9 protein-coding genes and 1 rRNA gene are annotated in these 13,214 nt (G+C 51.7%); 7 read left to right on the plus strand and 3 right to left on the minus strand.

All coding sequences use genetic code 11. The features are described from left to right. Positions 1-80: 80 nt before the first annotated feature. A complete protein-coding gene (locus C5O23_RS02315; RefSeq protein WP_107031339.1) occupies positions 81-1,577 on the plus strand; it encodes a succinate CoA transferase in 1,497 nt (498 codons plus the stop codon). A gap of 225 nt (positions 1,578-1,802) precedes the next feature. Here the strand turns inward: C5O23_RS02315 and C5O23_RS02320 are convergent, their stop codons facing one another. Beyond that, positions 1,803-2,780, minus strand: a complete 978-nt coding sequence (locus C5O23_RS02320; protein ID WP_107031340.1) for a gliding motility protein GldB-related protein — start codon at positions 2,778-2,780, stop codon at positions 1,803-1,805. A 136-nt stretch (positions 2,781-2,916) separates the two neighbouring features. Here C5O23_RS02320 and C5O23_RS02325 point away from each other — a divergent pair, with 136 nt between their 5' ends. Both C5O23_RS02325 and C5O23_RS02330 read left to right on the plus strand, forming a co-directional pair. Beyond that, positions 2,917-4,077, plus strand: coding sequence for an N-acetylmuramoyl-L-alanine amidase family protein (locus C5O23_RS02325; RefSeq protein ID WP_107031341.1), 1,161 nt, complete (start codon positions 2,917-2,919; stop codon positions 4,075-4,077). A gap of 9 nt (positions 4,078-4,086) precedes the next feature. Continuing rightward, entirely contained in the window at positions 4,087-5,010 is a 924-nt protein-coding gene (locus C5O23_RS02330; protein ID WP_107031342.1) for an MlaD family protein, read from the plus strand. Between the two features lie 144 nt (positions 5,011-5,154). Here C5O23_RS02330 and C5O23_RS02335 read toward each other — a convergent pair whose 3' ends face one another. Together C5O23_RS02335 and C5O23_RS02340 are read right to left on the minus strand one after the other, a co-directional pair. After that, complete coding sequence (locus C5O23_RS02335) at positions 5,155-5,847, minus strand: Crp/Fnr family transcriptional regulator (protein ID WP_107031343.1); 693 nt, start codon at positions 5,845-5,847, stop codon at positions 5,155-5,157. Between the two features lie 85 nt (positions 5,848-5,932). Next, positions 5,933-6,850, minus strand: a complete 918-nt coding sequence (locus C5O23_RS02340) for a transporter (RefSeq protein ID WP_107031344.1) — start codon at positions 6,848-6,850, stop codon at positions 5,933-5,935. An 88-nt stretch (positions 6,851-6,938) separates the two neighbouring features. On the opposite strand from C5O23_RS02340, the gene C5O23_RS02345 reads away from it, so the two are divergent. The 4 genes from C5O23_RS02345 to C5O23_RS02360 all read left to right on the plus strand — a co-directional run bounded on the left by C5O23_RS02345 (position 6,939) and on the right by C5O23_RS02360 (position 13,202). Then, complete coding sequence (locus tag C5O23_RS02345; protein WP_107031345.1) at positions 6,939-7,415, plus strand: Rossmann-fold NAD(P)-binding domain-containing protein; 477 nt, start codon at positions 6,939-6,941, stop codon at positions 7,413-7,415. A gap of 78 nt (positions 7,416-7,493) precedes the next feature. Continuing rightward, on the plus strand, positions 7,494-8,597 hold the full coding sequence (gene ychF, locus C5O23_RS02350) for a redox-regulated ATPase YchF (protein ID WP_107031346.1): 1,104 nt from the start codon (positions 7,494-7,496) through the stop codon (positions 8,595-8,597). A gap of 171 nt (positions 8,598-8,768) precedes the next feature. Beyond that, positions 8,769-11,183, plus strand: a complete 2,415-nt coding sequence (locus tag C5O23_RS02355) for a glycoside hydrolase family 95 protein (protein WP_107031347.1) — start codon at positions 8,769-8,771, stop codon at positions 11,181-11,183. Between the two features lie 486 nt (positions 11,184-11,669). Further along, positions 11,670-13,202 (plus strand): 16S ribosomal RNA (locus C5O23_RS02360). Positions 13,203-13,214: the final 12 nt, after the last annotated feature.

Here is a 13,214-nt window from a genome sequence, read left to right on the forward strand (position 1 = left end):
AGAACAAAAATCAAAACCGATCATTCGAAAAATAAATCTCTCCTTCACCTCCTAAAGAAAATTCAGAAAAAAGAAAAGTTATGAAATTCCCCATCCTGACTCCGGAAGAAGCCGCAGAACTTTTTTTCCACGATGCAAAATGTGGATTTTCCGGTTTTACCGCCCCCGGATCGCCTAAAGTGGTAACCCAGGCCATAGCAGCCAAAGCCGAAAAGCTTCATGCCGAAGGCCAGCCTTTCAAAATCAATATCATCACGGGAGCCTCTACCAGCGACAACTGTGACGGCATTCTCGCCCGTGCGAATGCCATCGGCAAGCGTACTCCCTATCAGAACCACCCGGATCTGCGCAAGCGCATCAATACGCATGACGCCCACTATTTCGACCTGCATCTTTCTGAAGCCGCTCAGAAGCTGCGCTACGGATTTTTCGGTGATCTCGATCTCGCGATCATCGAGGTGTCTGACATTCAGGATGACGGCACTGCAGTGGTAGGCACAGGCGTGGGCAACGTTCCCACGATAGCCCGCATGGCCAAGAAGATCATCATAGAGCTTAACGAAAAACTGCGCCACGCCCTCCACGGACTCCATGACATCTATCTTCCGCTCGATCCCCCCAACCGTGGCGAGATACCCATCTTCAAGGTAAGTGACCGCATCGGTTCTCCCGTGCTTAAGATCGATCCGGAAAAGATTGTCGGTGTGGTGATGAGCGACCACTATGAAGGTGTCAAGGCTTTCACTCCGCTTGACGAAACCACCAAGATGATCGGCGCTAACGTCTGCCGCTTCCTTATCGAGGAACTTCGTCGCGGCGGCATCCCCAAGAGCTTCCTTCCGCTTCAGTCCGGTGTGGGCAATGTGGCCAATGCTGTGCTCTACGGTCTTGCAGACGCAAAGGAGATTCCTCCGTTCGAAATGTACACCGAAGTAATCCAGGATGCTGTGATCGACCTTATGAAGCAGGGCCGCTGCAAATTCGGATCGACCTGCTCGCTGACCGTCTCCAACGATGTTGAGGACGAGGTCATCAGCAATATCGAGTTCTTTAAGGAGCACGTGGTTCTTCGCCCGTCGGAAATCTCCAACAATCCTGAGGTCATCCGCCGACTGGGGGTGATCTCCATGAACACAGCTCTTGAAGCCGACATCTTCGGAAATATCAACTCGACCCACGTGACCGGCACACGCATGATGAACGGTATCGGCGGTTCTGGAGACTTCACCCGCAACGCCTATATCTCAATTTTCTCCTGCCCGTCGATCACCAAGGAGGGCAAGATTTCAAACATTGTGCCTATGGTGTCACACGTAGACCATACCGAACACTCGGTAGATATCATTGTGACCGATCAGGGTATCGCCGACCTCCGCGGTCTTGACCCGGTTGAACGCGCCCATGAGATCATCAACAACTGCGCGCACCCGATTTACCGCGAACTGCTCAACGATTATCTGAAACTTAGCACCCGTGGCGGTCAGACTCCCCACACTCTCCACGCCGCACTCGCTTTCCACACCGAGTTCCTCTCGTCAGGCGACATGCGCAACGTGGACTGGTCGAAATTCGCTTAATCCACACCGACTGACGCCGCAGACTCCGCGGCACAGAGATCATAATCCAATCCGCCTTCGGTATCAAGAGTATGATGCCAAAGGCGGATTGCGCTTTTTTGCTGCAGTGGATATGACTCTTCATTTCAGTTACAAAGCTCGCTATGCTCTTTCAATTCAGAGCCATATCCATCTCAAATCTTTCGCTCAGATTTTAACTGTTGTTATGAAACACTCTCTTATCGGTTATTTGTAGCCGGATTGCGAGAGTGTGGTCTCGGAGTCGTAGAAGGCGGGAGAGAGGAGGTCGGGGAGCGCTATGGCGTGGCGGTCGAGCGTGGCTGATATTATGCGGTGGCCTATGAAGCGCCCTATGGCTCCTGGCGACCGGGGATTTATGGCTGAGGTGAACGGGGCCGGGCTTACGAGCATCGCCGCCAGCTGAGGATCGGTTGAGAATATCATTTTCTGTTCGGCCATTGTCTGCCAGACTCGATGCTCGTTGGAGTCAGCCCATTTCATCGCTTCGGTGTCATATCCAAGGGCCTGCTGCTCGCTGAGGCCGCAGATCTGCATGACGGCTTCTGTGACGGCTCCTTCATAAAGCATGCGTGAAAGTGCTGTAGGATATTCAGCGGAGGGGCGATAGGGATAATTGCCGCGGACTATGGCTTCAGCTATGTCAGGCAGGAGCCTTTCAGGGGTCTTGCTGGCGCGGATATAGTCAGGAAAGTAGGCGTAGGGCGGATAGTCTGAGCCTAAATAGTGGTTGAGGCCAAGGTAGAGGAGGGAGTCGACCGTGAAGACTGACTGATTGAACGGCGAGACTATGGCTATGACCGATGGAAAGCGATTGCCGGGAAAGAGTTTCTCAAAACTGAATCTCATGCGGCCCAGGCTGTTTTCAAGCGGCTGCATGTCATGCCAGACGGAGTCCATAGCCCGGTCATGCAGGCGGATGGCGGGATTGCGGTTGTAGACGTGGATTGCAGAGTCGGTCAGCTGACCGTAGCCGGAGAGAGAGAAGAGGGTGGCGGCTGCTGATTGCATGGCCGGATCTTCCGGCATGATGTCGGCCCGCAGGGCAAGGTCAAGGCGCCTGATCTCTACCGGTTCTCCAGCCCGGCTTCCGGAACATGATGATAGGAATGTCACCGGTATGGCAAGCATGACGGCCACATATATTATATATAAGGTGTAGTATTGTCTGACGGGAAGAATCATGGGGAGTATATGTACTGTTTAATTGTTCAAAAGTAGCTATTTTTTGCCATTAATGCACAAAATCGAGGCTGAGAAATGGCAATTAGGGATAGTTTTACTAACTTTGCCTAAAATTTGGCAAACCATAAAATTCTACATGTCACTGTCACGAATCATAAAGCAGCTTCTACTTATACTGCTTCTGCCTGCATTGGCTCTGTCAGCCGAAGGCAAGGAGTTTACGGTAGTCATAGATCCCGGCCACGGAGGTAAGGATGCCGGAGCTCTCGGACGGAAGACAAATGAGAAGACCATAAATCTGGCAGTAGCCAAACAACTCAGAGATCTGCTGATGTCAGACATGAACGATGTCAATGTCATCATGACACGCAGCAATGACACCTTTGTCACTCTTCAGGGACGTGCTGACATGGCCAACCGTAAGCATGCCGATATTTTCATTTCGATACATGCCAACTCGGTCGACAAGAAGTCGCCGATGTTCACAAGCGTGAACGGAGCTGCGGTCTATACTCTCGGACTTCAGCGCAGCGAAACGAATCTCAGTGTAGCTATGCGCGAGAATGCAGTGATGAAACTGGAACCGGACTACTCGACGACCTATGAGGGGTTCGATCCGTCGTCGGCTGAAAGCTACATAGCGTTTGAGATGATGCAGCATGCCAATCTCGATCAGAGCATAGAGCTTGCGGAGGCTGTGCAGAATCAGCTTGTCAGAACGGCCGGCCGCAAGAACAACGGTGTGCGCCAGGCTCCTTTCTGGGTGTTGGTGCGCACGAGCATGCCGGCGATACTTGTGGAGCTTGATTTCATCTGTAATCCTGCTATGGAGAAGTTCATGGCTTCGGAGCAGGGACAGAAGAAGCTTGCACTGGCTATCTATCGCGGAATTGAAAAATACCGCAAGGTCGCTGACAAGCCGGCGGACTCACGGAAGGAACGAGTGGTGGCCGACTCAAGACCTGAGGAACTGCCGTCATCAGGCGCTGCGCAGTCAGGCTCTGAAACAATAGCCGGTAAAAAAGCTGAGAGCAAGGCTGCCGCCGCCGCTGCCGATGCCAAGGACAGAATTGTATATAAAATACAGTTCCTGACAGCCGGCTCGCCTCTGCGCAAGGGCGATTCGAGGCTGAAGGGTCTCTCGCCGGTTGAATATTATAAGGATGGAAATATGGTCAAATACACCTACGGATCATATTGCTCCCAGGCAGAAGCTTCCAAAGAACTGAAAAAAATAAAGAAATCATTCCCTGACGCATTTGTCATCAAGACATGCAACGGGAAACGCATCAAATAACCCAGACTCATGAAAAAAATACGGACCAAGGAATTCATCATAGGTGCCAGTGTATTGCTGTCGCTACTGATTCTCTTCTTCGGAATTGATTACCTCAAGGGTATCAATGTTTTTAAATCGGCCAATTACTATTACGCCTCCTACACGAATGTGGCAGGACTGTCGCAATCGGCTCCGGTCACTCTCAACGGTTTCAAGGTGGGTCTTGTCAGAGAGATCAGCTATGAGTATGACAATCCCGGACATGTGGCTGTCGAGCTCAGTCTTGACAAGCAGCTGAAGCTTCCGGAAGGCACAAAGGCCGCTCTTGTCACCGACATGCTCGGCACTTCGAGCATTGAGCTGCAGATGGGCACAGGCAAGAATTTTTATGAGATCGGTTCTAAGATAGAGGGTGTGGTCAACGGAGGCCTGATGGACCAGCTCGGCGGAGACCTGATGCCGACTTTGGCCAGAATCGCACCTCACATCGACTCGCTTGTTGTTGCGCTGACCACCATAGCAAGTGATCCGGCTCTTCTAAGATCCGTGCAGCGCCTGGACGATATCATGGCTAACCTTGAAGTGTCGACCAAAAATCTTAACGCGGCTATGGCCGGCGTTCCGGCTTTGGTCAACACCGCCAACGGAACCATGACAAACGTGAAGGAGATCTCTGCCAATCTCACTCAGATCTCGGCGGCTCTCGCGGTGGTGTCAGAGGATCTCAAGACAATGCCTCTTGACTCGACAATGCGCAATATCAATAATATAACAGCCAATCTCGACCGCGCTACCCAGCAGCTCAACTCTACAAATTCGTCGCTCGGTCTGCTGCTCAACGATCCGGAACTTTATAACAATCTGAACAACTGTGCCGCGCATGTGGACAGCATTCTGATCGACCTTAAGAAGAAGCCCAAGCATTACATTCCGTCGATCAAGATATTCTGACACAGCGACCCCGGTCAGAACAGAAATATACAGTAAAAAAACTCCGTCTGTGCGAGAAAATGCACAGGCGGAGTTTTTTATCCGTAATGGTATATGAGTTTCCGGCGGTCGGTATGGCATCGATCCGCTGGTCTGCCTCAATCTTCAGTCAGGAGATTTAAGCAGGATGGAGCGGAGGTCGTTGCGGGATATTACGCGAATTTCGGTCGGACCGTAGTCAATGAGGCCGCGTTCTTTCATGGAGTCGAGGGTGTTGATGAATGACGAGCGCTGCACGCCGAACAGTGAGTAGAGGTCTCGCTGGCGGCAGGCGAGCACTATGTCTTTGGCATCGCGCTGGGTGAGGGCGATGATCCAGAAGGCGATTCGTTCTTCAAGAGATCCTGATGTAAGAGCGACAACTCCGTCAATGGCTTTCTGGGCGTTGGTTGAAATGAAGTTAAGATAGTTGAAGAGGCAGACTTCATCGTTGCGGATGATGGAAATGAAGTCGTTTTTTTCGATTTCCATTATCGAGACGGTGTCAATGGCGGTGACTGAGGCCGGGAAGAGGGTATTGCGTCCGAAGAGGAAGTCAGGAGAAATTACTGATGGCGCTTCGAGAGTCTGGCTTACAATGAACCGATCGGAGCTGTTGCGGATGGAGAGTCTGACTTTGCCGCCGATCACAAACATGAGTCTGGTGCAGGGATCGCCGGCCATGACTATTTTCTCGCCGGGCAGAAACTTGAGGAATGCAAGGCGGGTGCCGCCCACAATCTCAGATATACGGTTATAGCTCACGCCGTTAAATAGCGGAAGCCCCATAAGATTCTCATACATGCTGTTGAGTGCCATAGACGCTATGTTTTTATTTCTATCTATATTAACGGATTTTGGAAGAATTTAGTTTTTCCGTTCTATAGAATTGCCATTTGCCCGGTTACTTTCCGGAGTTTTCGCGGCGCATTTTGAAATAGAGCTGGGCGGAGTTGATGGTGTTCTGCCAGGCCACATAGGCTGCCGGGGCTACGGACGATACCGGATGTAGATAGGTGAGGGCCATCCATATGGCCAGGACCGTGTTTTTCTGGCCAAGTCCCTGTGCCCCTGCAATCTTGTCGCCGCAGCGGCGTCCGATCTTGCGTCCGATCCAGAATTGGGCGCAGCAGACTATGCCGGAAAATATGGCGAGGATGATCATTTTCGGGATGGCTTCAGAGGGCTCGTCCATTATGAAGCTGACGGCGCGTCCGACAACAATGAAGAGCGAGACGGCCCAGATGTAGAACGAGACGGCCTGCTTTTCGGCAACTGCGCGGTGTACTTTCGGTGAGATTTTAAGCAGACACAGCGCAAGCACGAGCGGGAGGATTATAAGCGGCATGACTTTGGCTGAGATTGTCAGCAGGGCGTCGGAGAAGGGGATGCCGGCATCGCTTCCCATGAGGGTGAAAATTACGGGGGCGAGCAGAGCGACCGCGATGTTGGATATTATAGAAAATGTAGCCAGGCGCGGCACACTGCCTCCGAGCATCCCGGTGATGACGGGTGCGGCTGTGGCGGTGGGACAGAAGACACAGATGAAGGTGCCTTGAGCCACATCGACGCTCATGGGGGCGATGATGAAATAGAGTGCCAGTGCTCCGATGATCTGCACGGAGAGCAGGCTCCACGACAGAGCTGTGATCCTGAATTCATGTGGTTTCACACGGCAGAATGTGATGAATAGCATGATGAAGATGAGGTAGGGGGCGATGAATTCAATCTGTCCCATGAAGTCGTGGAAGAGCATCCCGGCTACCATTGCGATAGGGAGTATCCAGGGCTTGATGCGCTGGCGTAAAAGAGCGATGTTCATAAGTAACTTTTACTATCGGGGTGCAAAATTACCGAATTAATCCGGTAAAATTTGTATGTTTGCAATTTAAAACGAATTGAAAATTTTTATGGCAGACAATTATCTTGAAAAGCGGATGGAGGAATACCGAGCCGGGAAGCTGACTTCGAAAGGTGGAAAGACTTATGTGGCCCGGCAGCGTAAGGCCGGAGAATTTGTGGTGGCCTTTCCGCCAATGAGTGTGCTTGTGCTCTGCGAGGATGCCGCCCTCGTCAGCCGTGTGTGCAGCTGTTTCCGGAAAGCGGATTTCCAGGTGGCTTTCTGTATGACAGACCGACGTGAGGGGACTCGCATAGCCCAGAGTGCCGGATGTCGGTTCTATCCGGTGGACTCAGGCGATGCGGGGCAGCTCAACGGGGTTGTCGACGATCTGGCCGATCGTTGGGGTGCTGTCGATGTCGTGGCTGACCTGCGCGGGCTTACCGATGAAGAGTTTGGCGATTCGGCCTGCGAGGTGGCCTCGCTTCTTCTGCTGCATTCTCATCCTGATTTCAGGCTGATAGCTTCGACTGAACTGAATCTTTGAGGTGTGGATTTTTTTGATTACCTTTGTATGCTAATTTTCAATATAATTCAAAACAGTAAATAAACAAATCATTATATCATGGCTCTTCAATGTGGCATAGTGGGACTTCCCAACGTGGGCAAGTCAACATTGTTCAACTGTCTGTCAAACGCAAAAGCTCAGTCGGCCAACTTCCCGTTCTGTACTATCGAACCCAACGTAGGTGTGATCACCGTTCCTGACGCTCGTCTCAACAAGCTTGTCGACATGTGTCAGCCGCGTAGTGTGGTGCCTGCTACAGTCGAGATCGTGGATATAGCCGGACTTGTCCAGGGCGCGAGCAAGGGCGAGGGACTTGGCAACAAGTTTCTGGCGAATATCCGTGAGACGGATGCCATTCTCCACGTGTTGCGCTGCTTCGATGATGACAATGTGACGCATGTCCACAATACTGTGGATCCTGTCCGCGACAAGGAGATCATAGACTACGAGCTGCAGCTCAAAGATCTTGAGACTGTGGAAAGCCGTATGGCAAAGACTCAGAAGCAGGCTCAGACCGGAGGCGACAAGGTGGCCAAACTGCAGTATGAGGTGCTGAAGAAGTATCATGATGCGCTTTCGCAGGGCAAACCGGCGCGCACGGTGGAGCTGGAGACTGTCGACGAACAGAAATTCGCCCATGATCTTTTCCTGCTGACGAGCAAGCCGGTGATGTATGTCTGCAACGTCGATGATGCATCGGCTGTAGGCGGCAACAAGTATGTAGAGGCTGTCCGTGAGGCTATCAAGGACGAGAATGCCCAGCTGCTGATCGTAGCTGCCCAGACCGAGAGCGAGATAGCCGAACTTGACACCTTTGAGGAGCGTCAGGAGTTCCTGGCTGAGATTGGTCTTGAAGAGTCGGGTGTGGCCCGTCTGATCCGTGCGGCTTATGCGCTGCTCAATCTCCAGACGTTCTTTACGGCCGGAGCCGATGAGGTCAGAGCCTGGACATTCATGCGCGGCAGCAAGGCTCCGCAGTGTGCCGGCGTGATCCATACCGACTTCGAACGCGGCTTCATCCGCGCGGAAGTGATCAAATATGACGATTATGTGGCTCTCGGAACTGAAAGTGCGGTGCGCGATGCCGGCAAGATGGCAATCGAGGGCAAGAATTATGTTGTCCAGGATGGTGACATCATGCACTTCCTGTTTAACGTCTGACCAGACATGAGACTTCTGCTGCGGGGCGTTTCCGGCGCTACTGCCTGATCGCCCCGCTGACAGTCTTGTTTTACTTATAGAAAAATCTCTCTTCTTTCCGAATTTCGGCTATCAGCCGAGACAATATGCAATAGTTTACTTACCTGACAATACATAATTTCACGGAGTACCATGAAAAATACTCTTCTCGCATTCATTTTTGGCGCGGCTGCCATTTCTGCTGCAGGCGCTGATGAAAATAACAGACTGAAACTGCACTACGACCGCCCTGCCGAGTTTTTTGAAGAGGCTTTGGTTATAGGCAACGGCAATCTCGGAGCCATAATCTATGGCGGAACTGCTGAAAACCGGATTTCACTTAACGATATAACACTCTGGACCGGTGAGCCGGAACGCGGAGTGACTACTCCCGATGCCTATAAGGCAATACCTGAAATCAGAGCGGCCCTTGACCGTGGCGACTATCGTGCGGCAGATTCTCTTCATCGTAAAGTGCAGGGACATTATAGCGAAAACTATCAGCCGCTGGGGCAGTTGACCATCAGTCACGAAGGTGTGGCGCCACAGGTCAGCTCATATGAGCGGGAACTTGATCTGACGACAGCTATGGCCGCCAACAGGTTTAATGACGGAAAGGGAGAACTGAAAACCGACTATTTTGCCTCGGCCCCTGATTCGGTAATAGTGTTGAGGCTTTCGGGCGAGCATCCTTTTACCGCCACGCTAAGACTTTCATCGCAATTGCCTGCTAAGGTAACGTCTGATGCCCGCGGAGAGATCCGTTCGCTCGGCCACGCCGCCTATCTTTCGCTTCCGGGCTATACGTCGTTTGAAGAAAAACTGAAGTATGACCCTGAGCGTGGCACTAAGTTCTGCACTATTCTGAAAGCAGAAACCGATGGCGGTGAGATCATCGCCGAGGCTGACGGTGCGCTCAAACTCAAGAATGTCAGAGGAGCCGTCATCTATATAACCAATGTCACAAGTTTCAACGGCTTCGACCGTGATCCGGCCAAAGATGGCCGCGATTATGTGGCGCTTGCTGAAAAGCGCATCAAAAAAGCCGTGGCCAAGGGAGCTGACAGCATAAAGCGTGACCATATTGCAGATTATACATCGTTATTCTCACGCGTCAGCCTTGATCTCGGTGCAACACCTGATTCTGTGGCTGCGCTCCCGACCGATGTGCAGCTTAAACGCTATACTGATCTAAAGGAAGTGAATCCCGACCTTGAGGAGCTGTATTTTCAGTATGGCCGTTATCTGCTGATCTCATGTTCGCGCACTCACGGAGTGCCTGCAAATCTTCAGGGGCTCTGGAATGAATATATCCTTCCGCCGTGGAGCAGTAATTATACCACCAATATAAATGTAGAGGAGAATTATTGGCCGGCTGAAATCACAGGTCTTGGCGAACTTCATGCCACCGCCTTGCTCCCCTGGATCAAAAATCTGTCGGCAAGCGGCAAACGCACGGCTCGTAATTATTATGGTGTGGACCGTGGATGGTGTCTCGCCCACAATTCAGATATATGGGCCATGACAAATCCTGTAGGGCTGACTGATGGTGATCCCACTTGGGCCAATTGGAACATGGGTGGCGCATGGCTCGCAAGCCATATCTGGGAACATTATCTCTTCAGCCAGGACAAGAAGTTTCTGGCTGAGTACTATCCGACTCTTAAGGGAGCTGCCGAGTTCTGCATCGGATGGCTCATTGAAAAAGACGGAAAGCTGATCACATCGCCCTCTACTTCGCCGGAGAACAACTATGTCACTCCCGATGATTATGCCGGAGCCACATTCTATGGCGGAGCGGCTGACCTTGCCATGATCAGGCAGTGTCTGATGGATGCCCGTGATGCAGCCGAGGAGCTTGGCCTTGATTCGGACTTCCGCACAGAAGCTGATTCCGTGCTCCAGCGACTCTATCCCTATCAGATCGGACACAAAGGCAATCTTTCGGAGTGGTATTTCGATTGGGAAGACCGCGACCCTACTCACCGTCACCAGTCACATCTCTACGGACTCTTTCCGGGAAGGCATATCTCACCGGCCTCTACTCCAGACCTCGCGCGCGCATCCGCGCGTACATTAGAAGTGAAGGGTGACAACACAACCGGCTGGAGCACCGGATGGCGTGTCAATCTGCTCGCCCGTCTGCTCGATTCAGAAGGAGCCTACCATATGTATCGCCGCCTGTTGCAATATGTGAGTCCTGACAATTATAAAGGATCGGATAAACGGAGTGGGGGAGGCACCTATCCTAACCTTCTTGATGCTCATGCTCCATTTCAGATTGACGGAAATTTCGGTGGAACAGCCGGCGTGGCCGAAATGCTGATTCAGTCAACTCCTGAAAGTATAGTCTTGCTGCCTGCTATTCCTGCCCAATGGTCCGATGGAAGTGTTAAAGGCTTGCGTGCGCGCGGTGGATTCATATTAGATATGGAGTGGCAAGGTGGAAAATTGTCATCCGCTACCATATATTCTCCGAATGGTGGATCTACCACAATTGTACTTCCTGATGGCTCAAAAAGGGCCATAAAACTCAAAAAAGGAGGTAAAACCGCGCTTGAGTGTTAAAATTCTGTTAAAACACTGCGAAATATTTGGAGGGAATTAGGGAAATGTCTACCTTTGCACTCGCTTTTGAGAAGCAAGGCTTGCAGCGGCAGACTGATAGAAGATATAACGCTGGAAATGGTAGATCGGTTCGCCGGTCAAATCTTAAGAAAGGTTAAAATCTTCAGAAAAATTTGCGAGATTCAAAATAAAGGTTGTACCTTTGCAGAGTTTTCCACCGGCCGCCACGGCGATCGAGAAAGCAACGAGAGAACATTGAAAGATTTACAATAGACATGAAAGTAGTACAAGAGTCATTTTTAGGAAATGCACTCTGTCAATTTCAAAGTTAGATCGCAATAGATTGAACGGACATTCACTGACGGACCGGGCAGACATTCGGTTTTTGACGGTTGTTTCTGTGAAAGCAAAAGAAATAACAGAACAAACGGTCTGTATTTTAGCTTTGCTTTTTTTAATAAAGAAGAAAAGAAAAATATATAGACAACAACGAAGAGTTTGATCCTGGCTCAGGATGAACGCTAGCGACAGGCTTAACACATGCAAGTCGAGGGGCAGCGGGGAGGTAGCAATACTTCCGCCGGCGACCGGCGCACGGGTGAGTAACACGTATGGAACCTGCCCGTAGCAGGGGGATAAGCGGAAGAAATTCCGTCTAATACCGCGTAATAACTCCGAGAGGCATCTCTTGGGGTTTAAAGGGTAACACCGGCTACGGATGGCCATGCGGCGCATTAGCTAGTTGGCGGGGTAACGGCCCACCAAGGCGACGATGCGTAGGGGTTCTGAGAGGAAGGTCCCCCACACTGGTACTGAGACACGGACCAGACTCCTACGGGAGGCAGCAGTGAGGAATATTGGTCAATGGGCGCGAGCCTGAACCAGCCAAGTCGCGTGAGGGAAGACGGTCCTATGGATTGTAAACCTCTTTTGTCGGGGAGCAAAAGACGCCACGTGTGGCGTTCCGAGAGTACCCGAAGAAAAAGCATCGGCTAACTCCGTGCCAGCAGCCGCGGTAATACGGAGGATGCGAGCGTTATCCGGATTTATTGGGTTTAAAGGGTGCGCAGGCGGAAGATCAAGTCAGCGGTAAAATTGAGAGGCTCAACCTCTTCGAGCCGTTGAAACTGGTTTTCTTGAGTGAGCGAGAAGTATGCGGAATGCGTGGTGTAGCGGTGAAATGCATAGATATCACGCAGAACTCCGATTGCGAAGGCAGCATACCGGCGCTCAACTGACGCTCATGCACGAAAGTGTGGGTATCGAACAGGATTAGATACCCTGGTAGTCCACACAGTAAACGATGAATACTAATTGTTCGGGGAGAATGATCCCTGAGTGATACAGCGAAAGCGTTAAGTATTCCACCTGGGGAGTACGCCGGCAACGGTGAAACTCAAAGGAATTGACGGGGGCCCGCACAAGCGGAGGAACATGTGGTTTAATTCGATGATACGCGAGGAACCTTACCCGGGCTCAAACGACACAGGAATACTTTTGAAAGGAGGTAGCTCTTCGGAGCCTGTGTCGAGGTGCTGCATGGTTGTCGTCAGCTCGTGCCGTGAGGTGTCGGCTTAAGTGCCATAACGAGCGCAACCCCCATCGCCAGTTACCAGCAAGTCAAGTTGGGGACTCTGGCGAGACTGCCGGCGCAAGCTGTGAGGAAGGCGGGGATGACGTCAAATCAGCACGGCCCTTACGTCCGGGGCGACACACGTGTTACAATGGCAGGTACAGAGAGAAGCAATGCGGCGACGCAAAGCGGAACTTGAAAGCCTGTCTCAGTTCGGATTGGAGTCTGCAACTCGACTCCATGAAGCTGGATTCGCTAGTAATCGCGCATCAGCCATGGCGCGGTGAATACGTTCCCGGGCCTTGTACACACCGCCCGTCAAGCCATGGAAGCCGGGAGTGCCTGAAGTGTGCAACCGCAAGGAGCGCCCTAAGGTAAAACTGGTGACTGGGGCTAAGTCGTAACAAGGTAGCCGTACCGGAAGGTGCGGCTGGAACACCTCCTTTCTGGAGCGGAAA

The organism is Duncaniella muris (assembly GCF_003024805.1).
GTDB lineage: Bacteria > Bacteroidota > Bacteroidia > Bacteroidales > Muribaculaceae > Duncaniella > Duncaniella muris.